Annotated in this window: 26 protein-coding genes; 9 read left to right on the top strand and 17 right to left on the bottom strand. The window is 56.1% G+C overall.

All coding sequences use genetic code 11. From position 1 onward, the window contains the following. From hscA to trmJ, 7 genes are all read right to left on the bottom strand, one after another. Positions 1-1,851, bottom strand: coding sequence for a Fe-S protein assembly chaperone HscA (gene hscA / locus E2L00_RS16025; RefSeq protein WP_167613383.1), 1,851 nt, complete (start codon positions 1,849-1,851; stop codon positions 1-3). Positions 1,852-1,864: 13 nt separating this feature from the next. Next, on the bottom strand, positions 1,865-2,380 hold the full coding sequence (hscB, locus tag E2L00_RS16020) for a co-chaperone HscB (protein ID WP_167613381.1): 516 nt from the start codon (positions 2,378-2,380) through the stop codon (positions 1,865-1,867). A 62-nt stretch (positions 2,381-2,442) separates the two neighbouring features. Further along, on the bottom strand, positions 2,443-2,766 hold the full coding sequence (iscA, locus tag E2L00_RS16015) for an iron-sulfur cluster assembly protein IscA (protein WP_121265959.1): 324 nt from the start codon (positions 2,764-2,766) through the stop codon (positions 2,443-2,445). Positions 2,767-2,786: 20 nt separating this feature from the next. Continuing rightward, the gene (gene iscU, locus E2L00_RS16010; protein ID WP_167613379.1) at positions 2,787-3,173 is read right to left on the bottom strand and encodes a Fe-S cluster assembly scaffold IscU; all 387 of its coding nucleotides are present in this window, start codon (positions 3,171-3,173) and stop codon (positions 2,787-2,789) included. A 30-nt stretch (positions 3,174-3,203) separates the two neighbouring features. Next, on the bottom strand, positions 3,204-4,418 hold the full coding sequence (gene iscS / locus E2L00_RS16005; protein ID WP_167613377.1) for a cysteine desulfurase: 1,215 nt from the start codon (positions 4,416-4,418) through the stop codon (positions 3,204-3,206). A gap of 118 nt (positions 4,419-4,536) precedes the next feature. Beyond that, entirely contained in the window at positions 4,537-5,025 is a 489-nt protein-coding gene (gene iscR / locus E2L00_RS16000; RefSeq protein WP_167613375.1) for a Fe-S cluster assembly transcriptional regulator IscR, read from the bottom strand. Between the two features lie 130 nt (positions 5,026-5,155). Then, positions 5,156-5,890 carry a tRNA (cytosine(32)/uridine(32)-2'-O)-methyltransferase TrmJ gene (gene trmJ, locus E2L00_RS15995; RefSeq protein ID WP_167613373.1) on the bottom strand — a complete coding sequence of 245 codons (735 nt, stop codon included), beginning with the start codon at positions 5,888-5,890 and terminating at the stop codon, positions 5,156-5,158. A 120-nt stretch (positions 5,891-6,010) separates the two neighbouring features. On the opposite strand from trmJ, the gene suhB reads away from it, so the two are divergent. Continuing rightward, complete coding sequence (gene suhB, locus E2L00_RS15990) at positions 6,011-6,814, top strand: inositol-1-monophosphatase (RefSeq protein WP_167613371.1); 804 nt, start codon at positions 6,011-6,013, stop codon at positions 6,812-6,814. Positions 6,815-6,848: 34 nt separating this feature from the next. On the opposite strand, the gene E2L00_RS15985 is transcribed toward suhB, so the two are convergent. Both E2L00_RS15985 and E2L00_RS15980 read right to left on the bottom strand, forming a co-directional pair. Then, positions 6,849-7,832 carry a nickel/cobalt transporter gene (locus E2L00_RS15985; RefSeq protein ID WP_167613369.1) on the bottom strand — a complete coding sequence of 328 codons (984 nt, stop codon included), beginning with the start codon at positions 7,830-7,832 and terminating at the stop codon, positions 6,849-6,851. Continuing rightward, on the bottom strand, positions 7,823-8,470 hold the full coding sequence (locus E2L00_RS15980) for a DUF1007 family protein (RefSeq protein WP_167613367.1): 648 nt from the start codon (positions 8,468-8,470) through the stop codon (positions 7,823-7,825). Before E2L00_RS15980 ends, E2L00_RS15985 begins: the two co-directional genes overlap by 10 nt. 126 nt (positions 8,471-8,596) lie before the next feature. Here E2L00_RS15980 and csiE point away from each other — a divergent pair, with 126 nt between their 5' ends. Beyond that, the gene (gene csiE, locus E2L00_RS15975; protein WP_167613365.1) at positions 8,597-9,877 is read left to right on the top strand and encodes a stationary phase inducible protein CsiE; all 1,281 of its coding nucleotides are present in this window, start codon (positions 8,597-8,599) and stop codon (positions 9,875-9,877) included. On the opposite strand, the gene E2L00_RS15970 is transcribed toward csiE, so the two are convergent. Next, positions 9,874-11,016 carry a 3-phenylpropionate MFS transporter gene (locus E2L00_RS15970; protein ID WP_167613363.1) on the bottom strand — a complete coding sequence of 381 codons (1,143 nt, stop codon included), beginning with the start codon at positions 11,014-11,016 and terminating at the stop codon, positions 9,874-9,876. The genes csiE and E2L00_RS15970 overlap by 4 nt on opposite strands. Positions 11,017-11,204: 188 nt before the next feature. Between E2L00_RS15970 and E2L00_RS15965 the strand changes: the two genes are divergently transcribed. Next, positions 11,205-11,627: a DoxX family protein gene (locus tag E2L00_RS15965; protein ID WP_167613361.1), complete on the top strand. Its 423-nt coding sequence runs from the start codon at positions 11,205-11,207 to the stop codon at positions 11,625-11,627. A 205-nt stretch (positions 11,628-11,832) separates the two neighbouring features. On the opposite strand, the gene glyA is transcribed toward E2L00_RS15965, so the two are convergent. Continuing rightward, positions 11,833-13,086: a serine hydroxymethyltransferase gene (gene glyA, locus E2L00_RS15960; RefSeq protein ID WP_167613359.1), complete on the bottom strand. Its 1,254-nt coding sequence runs from the start codon at positions 13,084-13,086 to the stop codon at positions 11,833-11,835. Between the two features lie 332 nt (positions 13,087-13,418). Between glyA and hmpA the strand changes: the two genes are divergently transcribed. Continuing rightward, positions 13,419-14,609 carry an NO-inducible flavohemoprotein gene (gene hmpA / locus E2L00_RS15955; RefSeq protein WP_167613357.1) on the top strand — a complete coding sequence of 397 codons (1,191 nt, stop codon included), beginning with the start codon at positions 13,419-13,421 and terminating at the stop codon, positions 14,607-14,609. A 57-nt stretch (positions 14,610-14,666) separates the two neighbouring features. On the opposite strand, the gene hutG is transcribed toward hmpA, so the two are convergent. From hutG to hutU, 4 genes are read right to left on the bottom strand one after another with little or no spacing between them, the layout of a single operon-like run. Beyond that, a complete protein-coding gene (gene hutG, locus E2L00_RS15950) occupies positions 14,667-15,470 on the bottom strand; it encodes an N-formylglutamate deformylase (RefSeq protein WP_167613355.1) in 804 nt (267 codons plus the stop codon). After that, on the bottom strand, positions 15,463-16,671 hold the full coding sequence (hutI, locus tag E2L00_RS15945) for an imidazolonepropionase (protein ID WP_167613353.1): 1,209 nt from the start codon (positions 16,669-16,671) through the stop codon (positions 15,463-15,465). The genes hutG and hutI overlap by 8 nt, the downstream gene beginning before the upstream one ends. An 11-nt stretch (positions 16,672-16,682) precedes the next feature. Then, positions 16,683-18,083 (bottom strand): purine-cytosine permease family protein, encoded by a 1,401-nt coding sequence (locus E2L00_RS15940; RefSeq protein ID WP_167613351.1) that lies wholly within the window; start codon positions 18,081-18,083, stop codon positions 16,683-16,685. Between the two features lie 59 nt (positions 18,084-18,142). After that, positions 18,143-19,819 (bottom strand): urocanate hydratase, encoded by a 1,677-nt coding sequence (gene hutU / locus E2L00_RS15935; RefSeq protein WP_167613349.1) that lies wholly within the window; start codon positions 19,817-19,819, stop codon positions 18,143-18,145. 560 nt (positions 19,820-20,379) lie between these two features. Between hutU and E2L00_RS15930 the strand changes: the two genes are divergently transcribed. The 5 genes from E2L00_RS15930 to E2L00_RS15910 are packed head-to-tail and all read left to right on the top strand — an operon-like array spanning position 20,380 to position 25,246. After that, positions 20,380-21,471, top strand: coding sequence for an ABC transporter ATP-binding protein (locus E2L00_RS15930; protein WP_167613347.1), 1,092 nt, complete (start codon positions 20,380-20,382; stop codon positions 21,469-21,471). Next, complete coding sequence (locus tag E2L00_RS15925; protein WP_167613646.1) at positions 21,471-22,115, top strand: ABC transporter permease; 645 nt, start codon at positions 21,471-21,473, stop codon at positions 22,113-22,115. Before E2L00_RS15930 ends, E2L00_RS15925 begins: the two co-directional genes overlap by 1 nt. Before the next feature lie 2 nt (positions 22,116-22,117). Further along, positions 22,118-22,798: an ABC transporter permease gene (locus E2L00_RS15920; RefSeq protein WP_167613345.1), complete on the top strand. Its 681-nt coding sequence runs from the start codon at positions 22,118-22,120 to the stop codon at positions 22,796-22,798. Positions 22,799-22,827: 29 nt separating this feature from the next. Then, entirely contained in the window at positions 22,828-23,703 is an 876-nt protein-coding gene (locus E2L00_RS15915) for an ABC transporter substrate-binding protein (RefSeq protein ID WP_167613343.1), read from the top strand. Positions 23,704-23,707: 4 nt separating this feature from the next. Beyond that, entirely contained in the window at positions 23,708-25,246 is a 1,539-nt protein-coding gene (locus tag E2L00_RS15910; protein WP_420808860.1) for an HAL/PAL/TAL family ammonia-lyase, read from the top strand. 37 nt (positions 25,247-25,283) lie between these two features. Here the strand turns inward: E2L00_RS15910 and E2L00_RS15905 are convergent, their stop codons facing one another. Together E2L00_RS15905 and hutC are read right to left on the bottom strand one after the other, a co-directional pair. Further along, entirely contained in the window at positions 25,284-25,844 is a 561-nt protein-coding gene (locus E2L00_RS15905; protein WP_167613341.1) for a HutD/Ves family protein, read from the bottom strand. Next, positions 25,841-26,602, bottom strand: a complete 762-nt coding sequence (gene hutC, locus E2L00_RS15900; RefSeq protein WP_167613339.1) for a histidine utilization repressor — start codon at positions 26,600-26,602, stop codon at positions 25,841-25,843. The genes E2L00_RS15905 and hutC overlap by 4 nt, the downstream gene beginning before the upstream one ends. Between the last annotated feature and the right edge of the window lie 6 nt (positions 26,603-26,608).

The raw sequence follows: 26,608 nt of genomic DNA, 5'->3' as shown, positions 1-26,608 counted from the left end.
TTAAACCTCGTCCACGGAGTGGCCTTTCAGCGCCTTACGGATTGATTCATCCATACGACGTGCGGCGAAATCCTGGGTTTGTTTGTCTACGTTTTTAATGGCTTGTTCAATCGCATCGGTGTCGTCACCCGCGGCGGCGGCGCTGAGCGCTGCCATCGCGGTGTCGATATCCGCGCGTTCGGCGGCGCTTAACAGCGCGGCATCCGAGTTCAACGCACCCTGCAGGCTTTCCAGCACGCGGGCTGCATCAACTTTTTGCTCTGCAAGCATGCGCGCTTTCACGTCATGCTCGGCAAAGCTCATAGAATCCTGAATCATGGTGGCGATTTCTCCATCGCTCAGGCCATAAGACGGTTTCACCTGAATAGAAGCTTCCACGCCGGTGGATTTCTCCATGGCGGTGACGCTCAGCAGGCCATCGGCATCGACCTGGAAGGTAACGCGAATATGCGCCCCACCGGCGGGCATGGCCGGAATGCCGCGCAGCGTAAAGCGTGCGAGAGAGCGGCAATCCTGCACCAGTTCACGTTCGCCCTGTAAAACCTGAATCGCCATCGCAGTCTGACCATCTTTAAAGGTGGTGAAGTCCTGCGCCCGCGCTACCGGAATGGTGGTATTACGCGGAATGACTTTTTCGACCAGGCCGCCCATGGTTTCAAGGCCGAGCGACAGCGGGATAACATCCAGCAGCAGCATTTCGCTGTCCGGCTTGTTGCCTACCAGTATGTCAGCCTGAATGGCCGCGCCGACAGCAACGACTTTATCCGGATCGATAGAGGTAAGCGGCGTGCGGCCAAAGAATTCACCTACGCGCGCGCGTACTAACGGCACGCGGGTCGAACCGCCAACCATCACCACTTCCAGAACGTCCGCGGCTTCTACCGCTGCGTCTTTCAGCGCACGGCGGCAGGCCAGAAGCGTCCTTTTTACTAATGCGGCAATCAGTTCGTTGAACTGCTCACGAGTGACCGTGCCCTGCCAGCCAGCCACTTCAACGGTGGTGCTTTCGGCATCGCTGAGCGCAATTTTAGCGGCGATAGCCGCATCCAGTAGCTGGCGCTGGACGCGGTCGTCACGGCGATCGGCGACGCCTGCCTGCTCACGCAGCCAGTCAGCCAGCAGATGATCGAAGTCATCGCCACCCAGCGCGGAATCGCCGCCGGTTGCCAGCACTTCAAACACGCCGCGGCTTAAGCGCAGAATAGAAATGTCAAAAGTGCCGCCGCCCAGGTCATAAACGGCGATAACGCCTTCTTTGCCGGAGTCCAGTCCGTAAGCGATAGCCGCCGCGGTCGGTTCATTCAGCAGGCGCAGCACATGCAGGCCAGCCAGACGCGCCGCGTCTTTGGTGCCCTGACGCTGCGCATCGTCGAAATAGGCGGGAACGGTAATCACCACGCCATCAAGTTCACCTTCCAGCGCTTCGGTAGCACGCGCGGAAAGCGCCTTGAGGATGTCGGCGGAAATGCGCACGGGGTTAAGCAATCCCGCAGGCGTTTCGATCATCGGCAGGCCGTTTTCGCTGGCCCTGAGATAATAAGGAAGGTGGGGATAGCGCGCCTGAATGTCGGCCAGAGAACGGCCCATCAGACGTTTTACGGAGCTGACCGTGTTCGCCGGGTCAAGCGCTGCCTGAGCACGCGCGTCCCAGCCCACGTTCAGGCCGTCTTGCTGGTAGTGTACGACTGAAGGTAACAGATGGCGCCCTTCGCGGTCAGCCAGAGTTTCGGCTTGACCACTGCGCACGGTTGCCACCAGAGAGTTGGTGGTACCTAAGTCGATGCCCGCAGCCAGTTTACGCTGGTGCGGTGCGGCGCTCAGGCCGGGCTCACTGATTTGTAATAACGCCATTTTGAGCTTCCAGTTAAAAATCGAGCAGCTTTTCTTCGAGTTGTTCTATTTGGCTGCGCAGTTTATCGAGAAAACGCAGTTTACGCACGGTATCCGCCGCCTGCATCCAGTCCTGGTTATCCAGCTGCTGCACCATCTGCGCGCTGCGCGTTTTCACCATCGCATCAACGCCTTTTGCGAAGCTTTCAAGGCGCCCGGCATCTTTCGCCTGCTCGATGTTATCAAGCTCTTCGCGCAGTTCGAGCTGCTCCATCAAAAACGCGGTATCGCGCACGGTATGCTGCTCGTTTGCGAGATCAAAACCGTGAAGGGAGAGAATATACTCGGCGCGCAGCAGAGGGTGACGCAGCGTTTGCCAGGCCTGATTGATGGTCGCAGATTGTTGCACCGCCAACAGTTGCTCCGCCTGAGGGCGGCTGGCGTATTTATCCGGATGGAACTGACGTTGCAGCTCCTGGTAACGGGTAGCCAGCAGCTCGGTGTTGACGGTGAAGCCGACCGGTAACCCAAAGAGGGTAAAGTAATCCATAACAGACTCGGGGTTAACGTGGTAAAGCGTCATACCCCACGCTGGTGGGGTATGAGCTGAAATCAGACGTGGAAGCTTTCGCCGCAGCCGCACTCATCTTTAACGTTCGGGTTGGTAAACTTAAACCCTTCGTTAAGGCCTTCTTTGACGAAATCGAGTACGGTGCCGTCTAAAAATTGCAGGCTTTTACCATCGACGACCACTTTTACGCCTTTGTCTTCGAACACGGTGTCTTCTGCCATCGGTTCATCAACAAATTCCAGAACATAAGCCATGCCGGAGCAGCCAGAAGTCCGCACGCCTAACCGCAGGCCAAAGCCTTTACCACGGTTGGCTAAAAAGGCATTCACACGAGCGGCAGCACTGTCGCTAAGGGTAATCGACATACAACAACCTCAATCAGATATTATTTCGCTTCACGCTTGCTTTTGTAATCCGCGATGGCCGCTTTGATAGCGTCTTCCGCAAGGATTGAGCAGTGAATCTTCACCGGCGGCAGTTCGAGTTCGTCTGCGATATCGGTGTTTTTGATCGCCTGCGCTTCGTCCAGGGATTTGCCCTTAACCCACTCGGTGACCAGCGAGCTTGAAGCAATCGCCGAACCGCAGCCGTAAGTTTTGAAGCGAGCGTCTTCAATAATACCGTCATTGTTGACTTTGATCTGCAACTTCATTACGTCGCCACAGGCTGGCGCGCCGACCATGCCGGAACCTACGCTGTCATCGCCGTTGTCAAAAGAACCCACGTTGCGTGGATTTTCGTAGTGATCAATTACTTTTTCGCTGTAAGCCATTTTTACTTCTCCTGAATCCGAAACCGATAATTAGTGGTGAGCCCATTCGATGGAATTAATATCCACGCCCTGTTTGAACATTTCCCACAGCGGAGAAAGGTCGCGCAGACGGCCGATGGATTTACGTACCAGCTCGATGGTGTAGTCGATCTCTTCTTCAGTGGTGAAACGACCCAAAGAGAAACGGATGGAGCTGTGAGCAAGTTCGTCACTCATACCCAGCGCACGCAGCACATAAGATGGCTCAAGGCTTGCTGAGGTACAGGCGGAGCCTGAAGAAACCGCAAGGTCTTTCAGCGCCATGATCAGAGACTCGCCTTCAACGTAGTTAAAGCTCACGTTAAGGATATTCGGTGCACCGTGCTCCAGATCGCCGTTCAGGTACACTTCTTCCATATCTTTCACGCCGTTCCACAGACGGTTACGCAAAGTACGCAGACGGGCCATTTCGGACTCCATCTCAACTTTCGCGATACGGTAAGCTTCGCCCATGCCGACGATTTGGTGAACAGGCAGGGTGCCTGAGCGCATGCCGCGCTCGTGGCCGCCACCGTGAACCTGCGCTTCGATACGAATACGCGGCTTGCGACGAACGTACAGTGCGCCAATGCCTTTAGGACCGTAAATTTTGTGGCCGGAGAAGGACATCAAATCAACTTTCAGCGTGCTGAGATCGATAGGCAGCTTACCCACGCTCTGGGTCGCATCCACATGGTAGATGATGCCGCGCGCACGGCACATTTCGCCGATTGCCGCGATATCCTGCACCACGCCGATTTCGTTGTTTACGTGCATAACGGAAACCAGAATGGTGTCGTCACGCATTGCCGCTTCAAGCGCTTGCAGAGAAACGATGCCGTTGCTCTCAGGTGCCAGGTAAGTCACCTCAAAACCTTCGCGCTCAAGCTGGCGACAGGTATCCAGCACGGCTTTATGTTCGGTTTTTACGGTAATGATGTGCTTGCCTTTCTTCTGATAGAAGTTGGCGGCACCTTTAATAGCGAGGTTATCAGATTCAGTTGCGCCTGATGTGAAGACGATCTCACGCGGGTCAGCGCCCACCAGGTCTGCGATTTGGTTACGAGCGATATCGACCGCTTCTTCCGCCTGCCACCCAAAACGGTGCGAGCGGGACGCCGGGTTACCGAAGGTTCCGTCCATCGTCAAAAACTGCATCATTTTCTCGGCAACACGCGGATCGACAGGCGTCGTTGCGGAGTAATCTAAATAAATCGGTAATTTCATTGCTCTTAAGCTCCGTACATCACTTCAATACGAAGAATCAGGCAGAAAAAGTCCAGCCGGGTGCGCGGCACCCGAGCCTGATTCTAAAAATTTTTTCTAACTACTTAACCGATGCTGCTTATGCGCGCAGTTTAACGTCGATGGCGTCCTGAGAACGCGTGGTGCGATGGCTTTCATGCTGCTGACGGTCAGACACATCCAGTACTTCCTGGTTATTCACCAGTTCACCTAAGGTTATATTATTCAAAAAGCCGGTCAGACGGTCGCTCAGATCGCGCCACAGCGCGTGGGTCAGACACTTATCGCCGCCCTGGCATCCGCCTTTGCCCTGACAACGGGTCGCGTCAACGGATTCATCAACGGCGCTGATTACTTCACCCACCGCGATGCTGCCTGCATCTTTACCCAGCAGATAACCGCCGCCAGGACCGCGCACGCTGGCAACCAGGCCATTTTTACGCAGACGGGAGAACAGCTGCTCCAGATAGGAGAGTGAAATACCCTGACGTTCGGAAATATCAGCCAACGGAACCGGGCCCGATTCGGAGTTCAACGCAACGTCGAGCATTGCGGTCACAGCGTAGCGCCCTTTTGATGTCAGTCTCATGTCTTGCTTAACCTCAAATAGCCCCTCGAGCCGGGGGTTTCTAAAAATGTGATTGTCCACATAGCAGGCCGCAAGTCTGACATTCCTGAGTAAATTGGTCAACTATTTACCCTGGTAATTTACTCAAGTATTATTTGCCCGATTTCTTGTCGCTTTCGATAGAGGAAAGCATGCCGCGCAGGATGCTAAGTTCTTGACTTTCCGGGCGCGCGCGCGTGAACAGACGACGAATCCTGCTCATCACCTGGCCTGGATGGCTGGCGCGAATAAAGCCGGAATGCAGCATGACTCGCTCAAGGTGATCGTAGAAACGCTCTAAATCATCGACCAGCGGATAAGGCGTTTCTTCTTCTATTACCTCAGCCCCTTCTTGCTGGGTAGCAAGCCAGGCAATGCGCACTTCATAAGCAAGAATTTGCACGGCCATCGCGAGGTTCAGCGAGCTGTATTCCGGGTTAGCCTGGATGGCAACATGATAATGGCACTTTTGCAGCTCTTCATTCGTAAGGCCTACGCGTTCACGACCAAACACAATCGCCACCGGCGCATGTTTAGCTTCTGAAATGCTTTTCAGGCCGCACTCACGCGGGTCCAGCATTGGCCAGGGCAGCGTACGGGAACGCGCGCTGGTGCCGACAACAAGGCTGCAACCCGCAAGGGCTTCGTCCAGCGTATCGACGATTTTCGCATCGCCAATCACATCGCTGGCGCCCGCAGCGAGCGCGATTGCCTGAGAATCTGGCTTCACCAGCGGATTGACCAGCCACAGGTTCGTTAATCCCATCGTTTTCATTGCACGGGCTACCGAGCCCATGTTGCCGGTGTGGGAAGTCTCAACCAGCACAATACGTACGTTATCCAGCATGCTTAATTCATAACCTTAAAAGAATATCGCAATATCTTATCATAACCCTGGGACATAATCCGAACGCTCTGCTATACTCCGCCGCGTTTTCCGTTCTTTAACATCCAGTGAGAGAGACCGATGCATCCGATGCTCAACATCGCCGTGCGCGCTGCGCGCAAGGCGGGTAATTTAATTGCCAAAAACTACGAAACCCCGGACGCTGTTGAAGCGAGCCAGAAAGGCAGCAACGATTTTGTGACTAACGTTGATAAAGACGCCGAGCGTCTGATTATCGAAGTTATTCATAAATCTTATCCGCAACACACCATCATCGCCGAAGAATCAGGCGAGTTAGCGGGTACCGAACAGGATGTGCAATGGGTTATCGATCCGCTGGATGGCACTACCAACTTCATCAAACGCTTGCCGCACTTCGCGGTCTCAATCGCTGTGCGTGTTAAAGGCCGTACCGAAGTCGCCGTGGTTTATGACCCGATGCGCAACGAACTGTTCACCGCCGTTCGCGGTCAGGGCGCACAGTTAAACGGCTATCGTCTGCGCGGCAGCATTGCCCGCGATCTCGACGGCACTATTCTGGCGACAGGTTTCCCGTTCAAAGCTAAACAGCACGCGACGCCTTATATGAATATCGTGACCAAACTGTTCACCCAGTGTGCGGACTTCCGTCGCACCGGCTCTGCTGCGCTGGATCTGGCCTACGTTGCCGCTGGCCGCGTTGATGGTTTCTTCGAGATTGGTCTGAAGCCGTGGGATTTTGCCGCAGGTGAACTGATTGCGCGTGAAGCTGGCAGCCTGGTGTGTGATTTCACCGGCGGCCATAACCATCTGATGACCGGCAACCTCGTTGCGGGTAATCCACGCGTAGTGAAAGCGATGCTGGCTACGATGCGTGATGAGCTGAGCGAAGCGCTGAAGCGTTAATGTAACGAGATGCCTTCCTCGCCCGAGGAAGGCATTAAAAAGGCCGTATCCCGCGTATTACCGGTTGCGCACTCAACCACATCACCACCGCCGCAAGAATCAAAGTCACGCTTCCCGCCAGCGCAAGCGTTGCCCAGCCGATTTGCCGCCACAGCACCGGAGCTTTATTACCGCTCAGGCGAAGCGCAAAAGTACGAAAACTGTGTACCAGCAGCGCAAGGCCGGAAATGGTTACCGACGTACCTGCCGCCATCGCCAGCGCGGACAGCATTCCCCAGCTAAATACGCCGATCGCCTTACTGAACAGCAGTACCATAATCGCACCGGAACATGGGCGCATCCCCATCGATAAAACGATCGTCGCGCGGACACGCCAGTCCTCGCCTGCTGCCAGCTGTTCTTTTGTCGGCAGATGCTGATGCCCACAGCCGCAATGAGCGTCATGAACATGATGCGCGGTGAAGGCCGTAAACTTTTTCGGCTTACGCAGCGCCTGCCGCAGTTTACGAAGCGCGCGCGCACCAAGCATTACGCCCAACATGCCGACTAAAATATAGCTGCTCTTCTCCAGCCAGAAGCTGCTCATATGAAGCTGGCGCGAAGGCAGATGCAGAACGCCGAGCACGACGACCACCAGCGCTATCGCCACCAGCCCCTGTAACAGCGAGGCGGCGAACGTCAGTTTCAGGCTGCTTTTCAACTGCGAAGGATGTGTGGCGAGCCACGTCGTTATAACAATCTTGCCATGCCCCGGCCCCAAAGCGTGCAGCACGCCGTAAACAAGGCTGAACGACAGCAATGACCATTCCGCCCGCGCGGGGTTTTCCGCCACTTGGCGCAGTAGGCTGCTTAGCTGCTGATTAATTGATTTTTGCCATCCGGCACTATGAAAAAGGATTTGCGGCCAGTATTGCCAGACGGCATATAGCGCGCCCATCGACGCCAGCAGAAAAAGCGCCAGCGGCCACATTTGCAGAACGCGTCGGGTATCCGGTTTAGCGCAGAAAATTACTGACATTGTAACGTTACCTGCTGAGCAAACTGTTTACCCAGGCCCATATCTTCCGGCGGTGCATCGGCCTTATCAAGGGACTGGGCGAAGGCCAGCGTATTTTCCGTTGGCTGTGGCGTTTTCACGGTAATATGGCAGTTTTGCGCCAGCTCTTTTGGCAGCGTTGCATCCGTCGGCCGGGCATAACTCATATCAACAAAGTAGGTCGGGTCAAAGGTGGCAAAGGTATAAGTTTGCCCCGACAAGGGCTGTGGATGCGCCAGCGGTAACGTAAAAGTAAGCACCGCCTGATGTTTAACCCGCGCCAGGCTATATTCGGTGGGCAAATTATTGAACTTCACTTTTTCACCGTTATGCCAGAATTCCGTAAAGTAGTGCTGCCCCAGTACGTTAGCCATTACCTCAGCGGCCAGCCTCTTCCAGACCGGTGAGTCAGGCTTTGCATCACCCGCGTCATACAGTAGATCTGCTGAAGTAATTTCATCCATCGTCCACTGCATTTTCAGGCCGGTCATTTGCCCGTCTCGCACCATCACCGTGGAGACAAGCGTGATAAAACTGTGAGGATGCGCCAGCACAACGGGTGCCCAAAACGCCGTGGCAAGTGCCACTGTCCTTATTTTGATATGCAAATTCCTGCGCATTTTCCCCTCAGGAAAAAAATTCTGTGAGCCAGTCATAATTCCGCAATTAAAAAGTGTGAATGCAGCGATCTGCATCAAAAGCTTTAGCTATTCTTAGCAATAATCACTATAACTGGACCCCTACGGATGATGACATTGCTCTCCCCACCACCATCTGTGCTCTCCAGTCCGCAGCGACGCTGCCACCTGCTTTTGATGCTTTATCTTCCGGGTCAGGCGGTGACCCCGGAGATTCTGGGCAGGATTAACGGAGTAGACAGTATTAAAGCCCTGCAAGATATAGCCGACACGGGCGATGAAATCCAGCGTTATCACCGGCTGGCGATGATCACCGAGCCCGACGGCAGCTACCGGATTGAAGGCAGCGCCCTCAACAGGCGCCTTTGTTTGTTGCACTGGCTGCGACGAGCGCTGCGGCTGTGTCCGCACTTCGTGCAGCATCACTTTACTCCGGCGCTTAAAGAGCAGCTCAGACAGCAGGGCATCACGAAAGCCCTGTATGACGAAACTAATCTTCAGGCGCTGGTAAGCCTCTGCGCTCGCCGCCTGCAACGCCAGTTTGATAGCCGCGACGTCCAGTTCTTAAGCCTGTTTTTGCAGTATTGTCTGCATCAGCATCAGTTGGGGAATACGCCTGAGTTTAACGAAAAACAGCGTGAATGGACGCGCCTGCGCCCGGAATACCTCGCCGCACAGGAGATAGCCCGGCACTGGACGCGTCGTGTAAAGCAGCCGGCTCACGAAGAAGAACAGCTTTTCCTTTCCCTGCTGTTCCGGATGTTGCGCACCCCGAATCCGCTTCGCGATAATCATCAGCAAGATTTACGCCTGCGCGCGTCTGTTTCCGCGATGATTGCCCGTTTTCACGAGCTGGCGGGAATGTCGTTCAGTGATGAACAGGGGCTGAGCGACCGGCTCTATATTCATCTTGCCCAGGCTCTCGACCGCTGTCTGTTCGCTATCGGCATCGACAACAGCCTGCCGGATGAGATCACCCGCCTGTACCCAAAACTAATGCGCACCACTCGCCGGGCATTTGACGCATTTGAAGCAGATTATGGCGTCCAGTTCTCAGACGAAGAGGTAGGCCTCGTGGCGGTAATTTTTGGCGCCTGGCTAATGCAGGAGAACGATTTGCAGGAAAAGCAGGTGTTATTGCTGACGGGTAATAATGCCGAGCTGGAACAGCAGATCGAACAGCAGCTTCGCGAACTCACTTTGCTACCGCTGAATATTAAGCATCTGACCGTGCATGGTTTTCAAAAAGACGGTGCACCGAAAGAAGTGGTGCTGGTTGTAACGCCCTACTCAACCAGCCTGCCGCTTTACTCGCCTCCCCTGATCCACGCTACGCTGCCGCTGGGCGACCATTTGCAGCAGCATATTCGTGAAATACTGGAGGCTTAATCTGGCCTTGCCGCGACTCGTGGACGCAGCACGAGCGCTGGCAACGCTACCAGCGCCATAATCCAGAACATCCTACCCTGCATATGCTGGTACAGAAAACCTGAGAACATCGTCATGATGGCAATCCCGCCGCCCATTGCTACGGCCGAATAGACCGCCTGCAGACGAATAACCTCGCTACCCTGCCGCGCCGAGATATAACGCATGGCCGCCAGATGGCAAACGGTGAAGCTTCCGCAATGCAGAATCTGCGCCGCAATCAGCCACGGCAGATCGGTAGTCCAGGCCATCAGGCTCCAGCGAAGAATGCCCGCCGCGCCGGAAAGCAGCAGCAGGTCACGGGCGCCCCAGCGGCGGAACAGCTTGTTGCTAAGCGCAAAGACGACGATTTCCGCCACCACGCCCAGCGACCATAAATAGCCGACCACCGAGGCAGAATAACCTGCGCCCTGCCAGTAAATGGCGCTGAACCCGTAATAGGCGGCGTGCGCCCCTTGCAACAGCGACACGCAGGCAAGAAAACGCCACGAGCTGAATATTAGCGTCTTCCAGGCCTGCCAGCCCGCGGCCTCTTTCTGACGTGTTTCCCCCTGCGGCATTACAGACGGGCGCAGCAGCATGCCAATCAGCATGGAAGCCACGCCGATGCTGAGCAAAACCAGAATCGCCTGGTAGCTGAACACGCTGACCAGCTTGCCGGTTAGCGCCGACCCAATAACAAACGCCAGCGATCCCCACAGGCGTACCCGCCCGTAATCCATGGTGATTTGTTTTTGCCAGGTGCCAGCCAGGGCATCCGTAAGCGGCACCAGCGGTGAGAAAAAGAGGTTAAAGCCAACCATCACAATCAGTAGCCAGGCAGACGTTTGCCCGAACCAGAAAGCCACGGCAAAAAGCAACGTCAGCAGGGCCAGCAAGCGGAGAGCAAACACCAGTCGGGAAGGATCGGCGACGCGCGGTGCCAGGAGCAGGCTACCAAGGAAACGCGCGATTAAACCCGCGCCTAACAGAAGCCCGATAGTTTCAGGCGGCAGACCTACTCCGGTAAGCCAGACGCTCCAGAATGGCAGGAAAACCCCGTAACTAAAGAAGTAGGTAAAATAACTGAGCGCCAGCCAGCGCGTAGAGTGCAAAACCATGATCCCTCCCGTTTTGGAGGCGATAGTGTGGCGGAGCGCTGGCTGGCTTGCAAGCTATCATTAACAGATTAATAACACCTGTTTTTTGAAAGGTTAAGCGTTTTTCGGCAACAAGAAATGCTATTTCCAGGCGCGCTTTATGGTTGTGTATTACGTTTATTTTGTACTCCCCATAAATCGAGCCCGTTATGAACACATTACGTTATTTCGATTTTGGACAGTCGCGCTCGGTGCTACTGCTGATTGCCCGCATCGCCCTCGTGCTGCTATTTATTATTTTTGGCTTGCCAAAAATGACAGGCTTTAGCGGAACCGTGCAATATATGGCTTCCGCTGGCGCACCGCTGCCGATGATTTCCGCCATTATTGCCGTGCTGATGGAGGTCGTCGCCGCCATTCTTATCGTGCTGGGCTTCTTTACCCGTCCGCTGGCGATACTTTTTATTTTTTATACCCTGGGAACCGCGGTGATTGGCCACCATTACTGGAATATGACCGGCGATGCGGTAGTGCCGAATATGATTAACTTCTATAAAAATATCAGCATTGCTGCGGCATTTCTGCTGCTGGCGATTGCCGGGCCGGGAAGCATTTCCCTCGATAAGCGCTGAGACGGTTTGCAAAAAAGGCCGCTTTCGCGGCCTCTTGAGAATGCTAAATTTCGTGCTGACAGGTTTTAAAAAACGCATCTGAAATTAACAGGAAAACCAATTCATTGATTTTTATCTGCTAGCTCCTGGGAAAGAAAAACCACGTTTTTTCTTTCCTGTTAGCAAAGTAAGGCCGCTTTCGCGGCCTTTTTATTGACTGTTTAACTTACGCGTAAACCGGCAGACGAGCGCAGATATCGAGCACTTTCTGTTTGGTGCGTTCAATAACGGCTTCGTCGTTGATGTTGTCCAGGACATCACACATCCAGCCAGCCAGCTCACGGACGTCTGCTTCGGTAAAGCCACGGCGAGTTACCGCCGGAGTACCAATACGGATACCGGAAGTCACAAACGGGCTCTTCGGATCGTTTGGCACGCTGTTTTTGTTCACGGTAATGTTCGCGCGGCCCAGGGCTGCATCCGCTTCTTTACCGGTCAGATTTTTGTCGACCAGATCCAGCAGGAACAGATGGTTATCGGTGCCGCCGGATACCACTTTATAGCCGCGTTCCAGGAAGACGCTTACCATCGCTTTGGCGTTTTTAGCAACCTGCTGCTGATAGGTTTTGAACTCCGGCTCCATCGCTTCTTTCAACGCAACCGCTTTGCCCGCAATAACGTGCATCAGCGGGCCGCCCTGGGCGCCCGGGAATACAGCGGAGTTCAGTTTTTTGTACAGCTCTTCGCTGCCGCCTTTCGCGAGGATTAAACCACCGCGCGGACCCGCCAGCGTTTTATGCGTAGTGGTGGTGACGACATGAGCGTGCGGAACCGGGTTCGGATAAACGTCTGCGGCAATCAGACCGGCGACGTGCGCCATATCCACGAACAGGTAAGCGCCAACCATGTCGGCGATTTCACGCATTTTTGCCCAGTCAACCACGCCGGAATAGGCAGAGAAGCCGCCGATGATCATTTTCGGCTTATGTTCTTTAGCCTGCTTTTCCAGATCTGCGTAGTCGATATGGCCTGTTTCATCGATACCGTAAGGAACGATGTTGTACAGCTTGCCGGAGAAGTTTACCGGGGAGCCGTGAGTCAGGTGGCCGCCGTGCGCCAGGTTCATACCCAGAACGGTATCGCCTGGATTGAGCAGCGTGGTGTAGACCGCGAAGTTAGCCTGGGAGCCGGAGTGCGGTTGTACGTTAGCGTAATCAGCGCCAAACAGCGCTTTTGCGCGGTCGATAGCCAGCTGCTCGACCACATCAACGTATTCGCAACCGCCGTAGTAGCGCTTGCCCGGGTAACCTTCAGCGTACTTATTAGTCAACTGAGAACCCTGTGCCTGCATAACGCGAGGACTGGTGTAGTTTTCGGAGGCGATCAGTTCAATGTGCTCTTCCTGACGTACTTTTTCTTGCTCCATAGCCTGCCACAGTTGGGCATCATAATCGGCAATATTCATTTCACGCTTTAACATTCGCATCTCCTGACTCAGCTAACAGTAAAAATTTGGGCTGCTTTGAGGGGCCCTTCCGGGCGACGGGCAACAGTGTAAACCGAATTGATAGCGGGTGATAGGTCTTGACAACGCTTTTTACGCAAACGATTGGCTGCGCGTGGCATAAGGGTTTGATGGCGAAAACTCTGCGTTGATTTGGCGGATATTTCTTCATCAACAACGTGCATGTTTTTCACTTTCTGTGATCCGTGTCGTTAACAACAATAACCCATTTACAACATGGGCTTATTTTTATAAGATGCATATAAAATACCACTTATACAAAACACGTTGTTTTTCAGGAGCCACCCATGCTTGATGCACAAACCATCGCCGTTGTGAAATCCACCATTCCTCTGCTTGCCGCAACCGGCCCAAAACTTACCGCCCACTTCTACGACCGCATGTTCAGCCATAACCCCGAGCTGAAAGATATCTTTAACATGAGCAACCAGCGCAACGGCGATCAGCGTGAAGCGCTGTTTAACGCCATCTGCGCCTACGCCACAAATATTGAAAATCTTGCGGCGCTGCTGCCTGCGGTAGAGAAAATCGCGCAAAAACATACAAGTTTCCAGATCAAGCCTGAGCAATACAACATCGTAGGCGGTCACCTGTTAGCCACGCTTGATGAGATGTTCAGCCCGGGCCAGGAAGTGCTGGACGCATGGGGCAAAGCCTACGGCGTGCTGGCCGGCGTATTTATTAATCGCGAAGCGGAACTTTACCAGGCGAATGCGGCTAAAAGCGGCGGCTGGGAAGGCACCCGCGCCTTCCGTATCATGGCAAAAGAACCGCAGAGCGCGCTAATTACCAGCTTTGAGTTCGCGCCTGTGGATGGGTTGCCGATCGCCGATTATCAACCGGGCCAGTATCTTGGCGTGTGGTTAAAACCGGAAGGCTTCCCGCATCAGGAAATTCGCCAGTATTCTTTAACCCGCAAACCCGACGGCAAGACCTATCGTATAGCGGTAAAACGTGAAGATCTGGGGCAGGTTTCCAGCTGGCTGCATAATCACGCGAAGGTGGGTGATGAAGTGCATCTGGCCGCGCCTGCGGGTGATTTCTTTATGGAAGTTGCGGCCCAAACCCCGGTCACGTTGATTTCTGCGGGCGTGGGTCAAACACCGATGCTGGCGATGCTTGATACCCTGGCTAAAAATGCCCATTCAGCTCAGGTTAACTGGTTCCACGCCGCCGAATACGGTGATGTACATGCCTTTGCCGATGAGGTGCAGACGTTGGGTGAACAGCTGCCGCGCTTCGAACGTCACGTCTGGTACCGCACGCCGAGCGAGAACGATCGCGCTCAGGCAAAATTCGACAGCGAAGGATTAATGGATTTGCTTGCGCAGGAAGGGAAAATCAGCGCGCCGGATATGCAGTTCTATCTGTGCGGCCCGGTGAACTTTATGCGCTTTGCCGCAGAGCAGCTGGTGAAGCTGGGCGTGGGCCAGGATCGCATTCACTATGAATGTTTCGGGCCACATAAGGTAATGTAATTTCAATTAATTATCTCCCGATCGGTTTCCCGGTCGGGAGATAATCCCTCGCAAGCCTCAGGGCGCGCCGTACTGCTGCCGTCCCCACTGCAACGCCGTGTGAATCAGCTTCTCCAGTAGCCGCTGAACCTGCTCTCCCCGCTCGGGAAGATAGTCAAAGCTCTCCTCATCCATATAGATGCACTGCGCCATTTCAAGCTGCACCGCGTGGATATGATTCGCAGGATTGCCGTAGTGGCGGGTGATGTGGCCGCCTTTAAATCTGCCGTTGAATACCCGACTGTACTGCGGAAAATCATCACAGCCGGCCAGCAGCGCCTCGCTGAGCTGGGGCGAACAGCTTGCTCCTTCGGCGGTTCCAAAGTTCAAATCCGGCAGACGCCCTTCAAACAGGCGCGGCACGACGGATTTAATCGAATGCGCGTCCCACAGCAGCGCATAGCCAAACTTCTCCCGCAGGCGCGCCAGCTCGTTGGCCAACGTTTGGTGATAAGGTTGCCAGACGGTTTCAAGAATCTTAGCTTTCTCCGCCGGTCCAGGCTCGCTACCCGGCAGGAAAAGAGGTTCCCCGTCGAAAAAGATATCGGTGAACAGACCGGTCGTTGCCGTGCTGTATAAAGGCTTATCGTCCGCCGGGCGGTTGAGATCCACCACATAACGAGAATAGCGGGCGCAAAGCGTGCTGGCTCCCATCTGCGCGACGGTCTTGTAAAGCAATGGAATATGCCAGTCGGTATCTTCCAGCCGTCGCGCCCTTGACGTGAGCCCTCGTTCAATTTCCGGAGTCAATAACGTTCCCGGATGGGGCATGCTAACCAGCAGCGGCAATTCTCCTTGCTGAAAATCAAAAGCCTTAATCACGATAGACCTCCTCACCTTGATAAATAACCTGCTTTGAAAGCGAGCCGCCCAGCCAGTAGCTCAGCTCCGCCGGATGCTGAATATCCCATGCCACAAAACTGGCCTCTTTTCCCGCTTCCAGAGAGCCGCAAACCTCGTCCAGCCCCAGGGCCTTCGCGCCGTTGATCGTTACGCCCGCCAGCGCCTCTTCCGGCGTCATGCGGAACAGCGTGCAAGCCATATTCATCATCAGGCGTAGCGACAGCACCGGAGAGGTTCCCGGATTTAAGTCGCTGGCAAGCGCAATGGGAATCTGATACTGGCGCAGCAGTTCCACCGGCGGCAGCTGTTTCTCCCGCAGAAAGTAGAACGCGCCGGGCAACAGGACGGCCACGGTTTTCTGACGGGCCATGAGGGCAATATCCTCCTCACAGAGATACTCAAGATGATCCGCCGACAACGCTTGATAGCGAGCGGCCAGCGCGGCTCCGTGCTGAAGCGACAGCTGCTCGGCATGAAGCTTCACCGGCAATCCCAGCCGATGGGCCGTCAGGAAAACGCGCTCCACCTGATCCGGGGAAAACGCCAGATGTTCACAAAACGCATCCACCGCGTCGACCAGTCCTGCCTGGTGAAGCTCTGGCAGTAGGCTTTCGCAGATATAGTCGATCCACGCGTCCGCCCTGCCCTGATATTCCACCGGAACCGCGTGAGCGGCCAGGCAGGTGCTGCGGAGGGTGAGCGGGAGAGATTCGCTAAGCTTGCGAACAATCCGCAGCATTTTCCTCTCGTTCGGCAAATCCAGACCGTAGCCGGACTTAACCTCAAGCGTCGTGACGCCGTCCCGGCAGAGCGCAGCCACGCGCCGTCGCGCGCTTTCCAGAAGCTGCTCTTCGCTGGCCTGCCGCGTGGCATTTACCGTGCTGGCGATGCCTCCTCCCGCGGCGGCAATCTCCGCGTAGCTTGCCCCTTCAAGGCGCATTTCAAACTCCCGCGCCCGGTCGCCGCCAAATACCGCGTGGCTGTGGCAATCCACCAGCCCTGGCGTGACCAGCCGGCCCTGTAAATCAACCCGCTGGGCAACGGGAAAATTCGGCAGATCCTCCCGGCGGCCAACCCAGAAAAGCGTGCTGCCCTGGGTCAACATCGCGCCGTCGGCGATAAGCTGATAGCGGCCACCCTCCATGGTGGCAATCTGGCAGTGATGCCAAAGGGTATACATATCGCACCTCATTAGCGGGTTGCGGCCGTACCGGCTGCCGGGTTGGCGGACTGCACTTTGCGCAGAATGTAATAGACCGCGGCAGGCAGCACCAGGCCAATTATCCAGGAGATATCAATCCCACCCAGCATTTTGACGAACGGACCAGAATAGAAGCCGCTGTCGATAAAGGGAGTCTGCACCGCCACACCAAGGATATAGACGCCGATGCCGGTAGCATTCCACGCCTTGTATTTCCCGTTAGGATCATTCAGGGCAGCCAGATCGATCTCCTGATGATTAAAGAAATAGTAATCCACCAGGTTGACTGCGCTCCACGGCGTAAAGAAAGTCAGCAGGAACAGCAGGAAAGATTTGAACGCCGCGAGGAAGGAGTGCTGGCCAATAATCGCGATGGCGGTGGCGAGGGCAATAATCAGGGCCAGCACTACCAGACGCACCCGCTGGCTGATACGGACCTGCCGCTTCCCGCAGCTATAGACCGTAGCCAGACACATCAGGCTACCATAGGCGTTCAGGGTATTAATGGTCAGCTTGCCGAAGGCGATACTCAGATAAAGCAGCGTTGCAATCGCTCCGGTTCCTCCTAATCCCACGATGTAATCCACCTCATGACCAACCAGCTTGCCCTGCGAGATAGCAGCCGCCAGCACGCCGACGGTCATCGCAATCTGAGCGCCAATCACCGCTCCGCTTCCGACGGCGAAAAAGACTTTTCGGCTGGAAGTGTTGCGCGGCAGATAGCGGGAATAATCCGCCACGTAAGGGCCAAAGGTGATTTGCCAGGAAGCTGAAAGGCCGGTTGCCGTTAAAAACGTGCTCCAGCTAAAGGCCCGGACGGTGAGCAACTCGCCCACCGGCTGAAAGGCGCTGATTCGCCAGAACAGATAGATAAACGCGACAATACCGACGATGCTCGCCAGCTTGCCCAGCAGGTGGATCAGGCGATAGCCGACGTAGGCGATAACCAGCGTCGCCACAGCGAAGATCAGGATGCCGCCGGTTTCAGAGGTATGGAAAACCGCAGAGATCGCCTGCCCGGAGAGGACGACGCCGGTGGCGATAAAACCCAGATACATCAGGCAGACCAGCAAAATCGGCAGGCAGGCGCCGTAGACGCCAAACTGCACGCGGCTGCTGATCATTTGCGGGATCCCAAGCTTCGGCCCCTGGGCTGCGTGCAGCGCCATGACAATCCCACCGGCAACCTGGCCCAGCGCCAGACCGGCCAACGACCAGAAGACATCCCCGCCGAAGACGATGGTTAATGCGCCGGTCACAATAGCGGTGATTTGCAGGTTCGCGCCCAGCCAGAGGGTGAACTGGCTGAAGATACTGCCGTGGCGCTCGTTATCAGGAACAGGCTCAATAGAACGTGTTTCAATGTATGTGTTGTTGCTTTGGTTACTCATGGCAGCGCTCCGCTAAAGGTGAAGGGGCGACATCGCGCCGCGCCGCTTCACCGCAGGAATTAATCCGCAATCATTGGCAGGTTGAGCCCTTGTTCCCTGGCGCACTCAATAGCAATGTCGTAGCCCGCATCGGCATGACGCATCACGCCGGTGGCCGGGTCGTTGCTTAATACTCTCGCGATACGCTCCGCCGCTTCGTCAGTTCCGTCACAGACGATGACCACCCCGGAATGCTGGGAGAAGCCCATGCCAACGCCGCCGCCGTGGTGCAGGGAAACCCAGGTCGCCCCGCTGGCGGTGTTCAGCAATGCGTTTAGCAGCGGCCAGTCGGAAACCGCATCGGAGCCATCCTTCATCGCTTCGGTTTCGCGGTTAGGGCTTGCGACCGAGCCGGAATCGAGATGGTCGCGGCCAATCACCACAGGCGCAGAAAGCTCGCCGCTGCGCACCATTTCATTGAAAGCCAGACCAAGACGCGCGCGCTGCCCTAAGCCAACCCAGCAAATACGGGCCGGTAATCCCTGGAAGCTGATCCTTTCCCGGGCCATGTCCAGCCAGCGGTGGAGGTGTTCATCGTCGGGAATAAGCTGTTTAACTTTCGCGTCGGTGCGATAAATATCCTCCGGGTCGCCGGAAAGCGCTGCCCAACGGAACGGGCCGATGCCGCGGCAAAATAGCGGGCGAATGTAGGCCGGGACAAAGCCGGGGAAGTCAAAAGCGTTTTCCACGCCCATCTCTTTTGCCATCTGGCGGATATTGTTGCCGTAATCGAAAGTTGGCACGCCCTGCTGCTGGAAGGCGAGCATGGCTTTGACGTGTTCAGCCATGGAGGCCTTCGCCGCCCTGATAACTTCCGCAGGCTGAGTCTGAGCGCGGTCGCGATACTCTTCCCAGCCCATACCCAGCGGCAGGTAGCCGTTCAGCGGATCGTGGGCGCTGGTCTGGTCGGTGACCATATCCGGACGCACGCCTCTTCTTACCAGTTCGGGCAAAATCTCTGCCGCATTGCCGTGCAGGGCGATGGAAACCGCCTTCCCTTCGGCGGTGTAGCGGGCGATACGCGCCAGCGCGTCGTCCAGATCCTGCGCCTGCTCATCGACATATTTCGTGCGCAGGCGGAAATCGATACGCGACTGCTGGCATTCAATGTTCAGGGAACAGGCGCCCGCGAGAGTGGCCGCCAGCGGCTGAGCACCGCCCATTCCACCGAGGCCCGCGGTCAATACCCAGCGCCCGCGCAGGCTGCCGTTGTAGTGCTGACGTCCGGCTTCGACGAAGGTTTCATAGGTGCCCTGGACAATGCCCTGGCTGCCGATATAAATCCATGAGCCGGCGGTCATCTGGCCGTACATCGCCAGACCTTTCGCATCCAGCTCGTTAAAATGTTCCCAGTTTGCCCAGTGCGGCACCAGATTAGAGTTGGCGATCAGCACCCGCGGTGCGTTGCTGTGGGTTCGGAAAACGCCGACGGGTTTACCGGACTGGATCAGCAGAGTTTCGTCATCGTTAAGCTCTTTCAGGCTCTCGACAATCTTGTCGTAACACTCCCAGTTACGGGCCGCCCGGCCTATGCCGCCGTAGACCACCAGTTCCTTCGGGTTTTCCGCCACGTCGGGATCCAGGTTATTCATCAGCATGCGCAGCGGGGCTTCGGTGAGCCAACTTTTTGCGTTCAGCCTCGTACCACGTGGAGCTCTGATTTCAACGTCGCGAAAACGGTTTGCTTGCTTACTCATGCGCTTTACCTTCTCATCGGTTATCTGTTGCATGTTGCTGGAGTGTTAACGTTATGGTGCATCGCTGTCTTGTATATACATGATAAGCACATAGGATGCCAAATTAGCAACAAAATAAAATAAACAGTAAATATCAATAAGTTAATAAATATTCATTAAATACAATGGTGGAAATCACCGTCGAAACGCATAAGTAATGAGCCATTTAAGTGCAAAAAAATAGCGTCCATGCCTCATTTTTGTGCACAAAATCATTACAAGCAGCTAACAATTGTGCTTTTATTGCATGCACAACACCCTGAACCCGGCCAAAAAACGGTGCAGACACCAGGCATAAAAACGCATTAACGACATGAATTAAAATGGATAAATGGCCTGATAGCTCAGCGCTCATTTTGGTCATGGCACAAGCATTGCTAGTTGTACATACAAGACAGTACATACAAGACAGGCGTACAAGAAAAACCTGCGAAGCTGAGCGGATAAGATCCTGCCAGGAGCCGTTTGTCGCCTCGCTCCCCGTCAGGCGGGAACCCAACACAACGACCAGAGGTGTGAAGATGATTACCTTCCAGAATGTGACCAAGCACTACGGCAACGGTTCGGTAGTAGACGGCCTAAGCCTGGTGGCACCCGGGGGCAAAATTACGGTATTTGTCGGCCCTTCCGGCTGTGGAAAAACAACCTCGCTGCGGATGATCAACCGCCTCGTGGAACCGTCCTCCGGCAAGATCCTGCTTAACGGCGAGGCTACCGACCAGATGGATATCGTGCAGCTTCGCCGCCGCATCGGCTACGTCATTCAGAATGCGGGTTTATTCCCGCATAAAAACATCATCGATAACATCGCCACTACCGCCATCCTCAATGGCATCCCCAAAAGCAAAGCCAGAATCAGGGCCGGTGAGCTGTTGGAAGTCGTGGGGCTGGACCCGCAGATTGCAAAGCGTTTTCCGTGGCAGCTTTCCGGTGGCCAACAGCAGCGCGTCGGCGTGGCCCGCGCCCTGGCGGCTGACCCGGAGTTTATGCTGATGGATGAGCCATTCAGCGCGGTTGACCCGGTGGTTCGCGAACAGCTTCAGGAAGAGTTTCTGCGCATTCAGAAAGAGGTGAGCAAAACCATCATTATGGTCACCCACGATATTGATGAGGCCATGAAGCTTGGCGATCTGGTCGCGGTGCTGAGACCGGGCGGCAAGCTGGCGCAGATGGCCTCTCCCGGCGAGCTGTTAAACACGCCGCAGAACCATTTTGTGGCAGACTTTATCGGGCGTGACAGGGGCTACCGTAAACTCAGCTTCCACGGCACCGATGCCGCTTCCGTGTTACGAAGCGAACCCTGTGCGGAGCTGGACTGCACGCTTGAGAAGGCCAAAGCGGCAACCACGGACCGCTGGCTGCTGGTTACCCAAAACGGCAAAGCCTTTGGCTGGTTCGATACCCATCAGCCGGTGACCTCCATTACCCTCGACAACATCAATCTGGGCGCCACCTTCCACCAGCAGGGCGGCGCGCTGCGTCATCTGCTGGACGCCGCGCTTAGCTCTCCCAACCACCGCGCGGTTATCGTCAATGAACAGCAAATCCCGCAGGGAAGCGTGCATCTGGATCAGGTGCTCGATATGTGTAAATCCACACGGCAGGGGGCATGATGAGATTCGACTGGCTATGGGCGCAAAGTGATAAAATCTTCAGTCTTCTGCTCTGGCACTGCTACCTCTCCATTGTGCCGGTGGTCATTGGCCTGCTCCTGGCGATTCCCGTAGGCTGGGGAGTAAACAACCTGCCGTCGGTGAAATCGGCCATTATTAACCTTTTTGGCCTGCTGTATACCATTCCTTCGCTGGCGCTGTTCGTGCTGCTGCCACCGCTGCTCAACACCCAGATTCTGGACCCTATTAACGTGGTCGTCGCGCTGACGGTCTACAGCTTTGCGTTGCTGGTGCGCACGGTCTGCGACGGGCTGGATTCCGTCTCCGCCGATACGCGCCAGTCCGCCGCGGCGCTGGGCTATAAACCCGCTCAGCAGTTCTTCCAGGTGGATCTGCCCCTGGCCGTGCCGGTTATTGGTTCCGGCCTGCGGGTTGCCGTCGTCTCCAACGTTAGCATCGTCTCCGTCGCCGCGTTAATCGGCGCGCCGCAGCTCGGTTCATTGTTTACCCAGGGCTTCCAGCTCCAGTTCCTGACCCCCATTATCGCCGGGATCGTGCTGAGTATCATTCTGGCGCTGCTGCTGGATATTCTGGTGGTCTACGTCACCCGTCAACTAAGCCACTGGCAACCGCAGAGAGGATAACTATGGCTACCTGGTTTCTGGATCCCGCCCACTGGTTTGGGGACGACGGCATTTTTCCTCTGCTGTTGCAGCATATCGGCTACAGCCTCGTCGCGCTGGTCATTGCTTTTGTCATCGCCTTCCCGGTGGGGTGCTATACCGGCCATACCGGGAAAGGTGAAGGGGTGCTGATCGGCACGACAAACGCCCTGCGCTCCCTGCCCTCGTTCGGGCTGATTATTCTGCTGGTGATTTTGCTTTCCGGCGCGTTTGAGTCCGATATGGCGTTTATCCTGCCCTGCATTCTGGTACTGGTTGCGCTGGCGCTGCCGCCGATTGCCCTCGGCGTTCACGCGGGGATCCGCTCGGTCGATCCCTATGTACATGATGCGGCTCGGGGAATGGGACTCACGCCGTTCCAGATCCTGACCCAGGTGGAATTACCCTGCGCGCTGCCGCTAATTCTTTCGGGCGTGCGCAGCGCCACCTTGCAGATTGTCTCTACCGCAACCATCGCGGCCTACGTCTCGCTGGGCGGGCTTGGCCGCCTGATTATTGACGGACGCGCGGCTAACGATTTCAGCCAGATGACGGCGGGTGCCGTGCTGGTTGCCCTGCTGGCGCTGCTAATCGACTTCGTGTTTTCCGTTTCGCAAAAAATGGTCGTTTCTCCCGGTATTACCCGGCGGGTCAAAAACCAATAACCACGCTCCGCCCATAAAAGGATACAAAGATGAATGTGAAAAAACGTGCTTTGACGCTGTGCTCCGCTCTGCTTATGTCCGTGACCTCATCCGCCTGGGCCGCCCCGAAAGTGGTTGTCGGTTCGGCTGACTTCCCGGAAAGCCAGTTGCTGGGCACCATTTATGCAGGAGCGCTGGAGGCGCAAAACATTCCGGTGGAGAAAAGGCTCAACATCGGCAGCCGCGAAGTCTATATCCCGGCCCTGCTGGACGGCTCCATCACCCTAATTCCTGAATACAGCGGCGCGCTGCTGAGCTACCTGGACGCGAAAAACGCAGCGCACAGCAGCGAGGAGATTGCGACCGCCCTGGCCAGCAAGCTGCCCGCGAAGGTCAAAATGCTGGATTTCTCTCAGGCCCAGGATATCGATGTGCTGGCCGTCACCCAAAAAACGGCGGATAAGTACAAGCTCAAAACCATTACCGACCTCCAGCCTGTCGCCAGCCAGCTCGTACTGGGCGGCCCGGCAGAGTGGAAAACTCGCCACGAAGGCCTGTCTGGCCTGCGCGAAGTGTACGGGCTGAACTTTAAGAACTTCAAGGTGCTGGATGTGGGCGGGCCGCTGACGCTAAGCGCCATGAAAAATAACCAGGTTCAGGTAGCCGACCTGCTTTCCACCACGCCTGCTATCAAAAAAGATCGCCTCGTCGTGCTGGAAGATCCTAAGCACCTGTTCGCCGCGCAAAATATCGTGCCGATTGTCGCCAGCGACACGCTGAACGACACCATCACAACCACGCTGAATAAAGTCTCCGCCGAACTGACCACCGAGGAGCTTATCGATATGAATGAGCAGATCGCCGAGTTTGTCAGCATCGACGACGTTGCGCAGCAGTGGCTGGTCAAGCACGGATTCAGCAAGTAAGGGCATGACGATGACAACTCATCCGCACAGCCCTGTCATTCTGGGACGCGACCCGAGCAGCATAGATGATATTGTGCGCATCGCCGACGGTGCTCCTGTCGCGCTGGACCAGGCGGCGCTGGACAATATGGCCGTGGTTAGCCAGCGCATCGAACTCGCTATTGAAGAAGGCCAGGTTATTTACGGGCTGACGACCGGCGTGGGCGATCTGGTGACGACCCGCCTCTCCAGGGAGCAGATTTCCGGCACGCAGCTAAATATGTTACGCAGCCACGCCTGTGGCGTAGGGCCGGATCTGAGCCTCCGGGAAGTGCGGGCGATGATGGTAGTAACGTTAAAATCGCTGCTGCAAGGTTATAGCGGCGTGACGCCAGCCCTGGCCCAGCGCATCGCCGATATGTTGAATCAGCAGGTTACGCCCTGGTCACCGGGTAGCGGCTCGGTTGGCTATCTGATTGCTACGGCCCATATCGGTCTTGCGGTCTTTGGCGAAGGAAGGTGCTGGTATCAGGGGGAAATGCTGCCTGCCGATAAAGCGCTGGCGCTGGCAGGCATCCCGCCTTACGCGCCCGGACCCAGAGAGGGACACGCCCTCGTGGGCGGCACCTATGAGATAACCGCCCTGGCCTGCCTGGCGGTAGCTGACTTCGGGCGTCTGCTTCCCGTCGCCGATATGGCGGGAGGAATGTGTCTGGAAGCGCTGCGGGGCAACACTCGCGGATACGATGCCAGACTGCACGCCCTGCGCCCTCATCCCGGACAGCAGGAAACGGCCCGGCGTCTGCGCCACCTGCTGAAAGACAGCGAGATTCTGACCCGCTATCGCGATCACCGAATTCAGGATGCCCTGAGCCTGCGCTGCATTCCTCAGATTCACGGCGCGGTGCGCGATCAGCTGGCAAACTGTCGGCAGATTGTTACCACCGAGCTGAATTCGGTAACCGATAATCCGCTGTTCCTGGTCGAGGAGCAGCAGCTTACCGTTCTGCCGGGTGGAAATGGTCATGGAGCGCCGGTCGCGCTGGCGCTGGACTCGCTGGCTATCGCGATAGCCCAACTGAGCACCGCCTCCCAGGCTCGTTCCGACCGTATCACCAACGTGCATCTGAGCGGGCTGCCTGCTTTTCTCGTCACGCCGGGAGCGGGCTGTTCCGGAATGATGATTCCGCCTTACGTCGCCGCCGCGCTGGCCGGGGATAACCGCAGCCTGGCGGGACCCGCCAGCATCCACACGGTGCCTACCTGCGCCGGGCAGGAAGATCATGTGAGCATGGGCGTTTCGGCTGCCCGCAAGGCGCTGAAGGCGGTGGAGAACGCCGTGGATATCGTCGCGATTGAACTGCTGTGCGCCTGTCAGGCGCTGGAGTTCCACCGCCCGCTGCGCGCCGCGGTCGGCAGCGAAGCAACGCTCGCCCTGGTGCGCGAGGTTGTTCCCTGGCGGGAAAAAGACACGGCGCTTTATCCAGATATGCATGCGCTACGGGATCTCATTAATCGTGGAAAGCTCAGCGCGATGCTACAGGAAATGTGTGTAGGGGAGTAAAACGACTGGCCACGGGCGGCCATGCTGCTCGTGGTGATTAACGTGAGAAAAGAGTGATACGCGCCAGCCGGGCTTCACTATGTTCGGCGTGGATAACCAGATTCCCCGGCTCATCCACCAGCAGGCTGTCATAATGGTTTAGCGTATACGGTTCGCCACCCACCGTCACCCGTAAGGCGGGCCCGGCGTTAAACAGCACCCGCAAACCGCCCTCATAAAGCCACTCTTTGGCCCCGCTCCACTCCACGGTGGTCCGGATCTCAGCTTCGCGATAGATGACGTTAAAATCCAGCAGCGGGCCGCCGATAATCTCACAGGAAACGGTGCTCGCGCCGTTGAAACCAAGGGCCTGGAAAGGCGCGATTAGCGGACTGCGCTGGCCGTCAATCGTCAGGAACATTCCTTCGCCTTCCAGTACGCTGATATTGCGCAGGTAGCCGGGGAAAGCTGAAAACGGGCCCGCCTCGCGAATGGTCGCCAGGGAGATGCGCCAGTCGTAGTCGCCATCCTGCGGATAGCGGCACACTTCGCGGGTAATGCCCTGACCGTTCTTCCAGGGCATATCTGTATACTGCCCGGCGGATAGCAAACGGATCATTTGCGCATGCTTCCTTCCAGACGGTAGCGGGAGCCGGGGTAGACCAGGCGCACGCTGGTGACGATTTTCTTCTCCTGACGACCGGTCCAGGTACGCCTGTTGACCATCAGGCAAGGCGTATGCTCGTCGATTTCCAGCCAGACGCATTCCGCCCGGCTGACGTTAACCGCCTCGATAACGTGCTCGCCTTCAACGATGGGCGCAATCGAAGATAGATAGGCGTTGGGGGTAATGCGGGTAAAGTCCTGCTGGAGATAGTCCGGCACGACCTGAGTGTTCACCAGGCGATCTTCGAGCATGACCGGCACGCCGTTTTCGTAGTGGCAAATCAGAGAGTGATATAGCGCGCTGCCCTGTTGCATACCAAAGCTGAGCGCCTGCTGCGCATCGGCTTCTATTTCCGTCAGCCTGAAGACCCGGGCATGGTGGCGATGGCCCCGGCTGGCAATCTCATCGGCGATATTGTTGATTTCCAGCAGCGCTGACTGGCCGCGGATTTCCGCCACAAAAGTTCCCACGCCCTGCATACGCACTAAAAGCCCCTCAGCCGTCAGCTCGCGCAGCGCACGGTTGACCGTCATCCGGCTATAGCCAAACAGCGTAACCAGTTCGCTTTCGGAAGGAACACGGTAGTTAACGGGCCAGGCTCCGCTGTGGATTTTGGTTTTGATCATCGCCTTCACCCTTTCATAAAAAGGGGCCGGATGCTCAGGTAGCTCACCCACGGAAGCCGGGTTTGCCAGGTCATTGTGCGCCATTAATCA

It is taken from the genome of Cedecea colo, assembly GCF_011808225.1.
Lineage (GTDB): Bacteria > Pseudomonadota > Gammaproteobacteria > Enterobacterales > Enterobacteriaceae > Dryocola > Dryocola colo.
This window is presented reverse-complemented; position numbering and strand designations above follow the sequence as displayed.

Coding starts and splice junctions, on each gene's coding strand:
- hscA (WP_167613383.1), bottom strand. CDS start 1,851: ATGGCGTTATTACAAATCAGTGAGCCCGGCCTGAGCGCCGCACCGCAC.
- hscB (WP_167613381.1), bottom strand. CDS start 2,380: ATGGATTACTTTACCCTCTTTGGGTTACCGGTCGGCTTCACCGTCAAC.
- iscA (WP_121265959.1), bottom strand. CDS start 2,766: ATGTCGATTACCCTTAGCGACAGTGCTGCCGCTCGTGTGAATGCCTTT.
- iscU (WP_167613379.1), bottom strand. CDS start 3,173: ATGGCTTACAGCGAAAAAGTAATTGATCACTACGAAAATCCACGCAAC.
- iscS (WP_167613377.1), bottom strand. CDS start 4,418: ATGAAATTACCGATTTATTTAGATTACTCCGCAACGACGCCTGTCGAT.
- iscR (WP_167613375.1), bottom strand. CDS start 5,025: ATGAGACTGACATCAAAAGGGCGCTACGCTGTGACCGCAATGCTCGAC.
- trmJ (WP_167613373.1), bottom strand. CDS start 5,890: ATGCTGGATAACGTACGTATTGTGCTGGTTGAGACTTCCCACACCGGC.
- suhB (WP_167613371.1), top strand. CDS start 6,011: ATGCATCCGATGCTCAACATCGCCGTGCGCGCTGCGCGCAAGGCGGGT.
- E2L00_RS15985 (WP_167613369.1), bottom strand. CDS start 7,832: ATGTCAGTAATTTTCTGCGCTAAACCGGATACCCGACGCGTTCTGCAA.
- E2L00_RS15980 (WP_167613367.1), bottom strand. CDS start 8,470: ATGCGCAGGAATTTGCATATCAAAATAAGGACAGTGGCACTTGCCACG.
- csiE (WP_167613365.1), top strand. CDS start 8,597: ATGATGACATTGCTCTCCCCACCACCATCTGTGCTCTCCAGTCCGCAG.
- E2L00_RS15970 (WP_167613363.1), bottom strand. CDS start 11,016: ATGGTTTTGCACTCTACGCGCTGGCTGGCGCTCAGTTATTTTACCTAC.
- E2L00_RS15965 (WP_167613361.1), top strand. CDS start 11,205: ATGAACACATTACGTTATTTCGATTTTGGACAGTCGCGCTCGGTGCTA.
- glyA (WP_167613359.1), bottom strand. CDS start 13,086: ATGTTAAAGCGTGAAATGAATATTGCCGATTATGATGCCCAACTGTGG.
- hmpA (WP_167613357.1), top strand. CDS start 13,419: ATGCTTGATGCACAAACCATCGCCGTTGTGAAATCCACCATTCCTCTG.
- hutI (WP_167613353.1), bottom strand. CDS start 16,671: ATGTATACCCTTTGGCATCACTGCCAGATTGCCACCATGGAGGGTGGC.
- E2L00_RS15940 (WP_167613351.1), bottom strand. CDS start 18,083: ATGAGTAACCAAAGCAACAACACATACATTGAAACACGTTCTATTGAG.
- hutU (WP_167613349.1), bottom strand. CDS start 19,819: ATGAGTAAGCAAGCAAACCGTTTTCGCGACGTTGAAATCAGAGCTCCA.
- E2L00_RS15930 (WP_167613347.1), top strand. CDS start 20,380: ATGATTACCTTCCAGAATGTGACCAAGCACTACGGCAACGGTTCGGTA.
- E2L00_RS15925 (WP_167613646.1), top strand. CDS start 21,471: ATGAGATTCGACTGGCTATGGGCGCAAAGTGATAAAATCTTCAGTCTT.
- E2L00_RS15920 (WP_167613345.1), top strand. CDS start 22,118: ATGGCTACCTGGTTTCTGGATCCCGCCCACTGGTTTGGGGACGACGGC.
- E2L00_RS15915 (WP_167613343.1), top strand. CDS start 22,828: ATGAATGTGAAAAAACGTGCTTTGACGCTGTGCTCCGCTCTGCTTATG.
- E2L00_RS15910 (WP_420808860.1), top strand. CDS start 23,708: ATGACGATGACAACTCATCCGCACAGCCCTGTCATTCTGGGACGCGAC.
- E2L00_RS15905 (WP_167613341.1), bottom strand. CDS start 25,844: ATGATCCGTTTGCTATCCGCCGGGCAGTATACAGATATGCCCTGGAAG.
- hutC (WP_167613339.1), bottom strand. CDS start 26,602: ATGGCGCACAATGACCTGGCAAACCCGGCTTCCGTGGGTGAGCTACCT.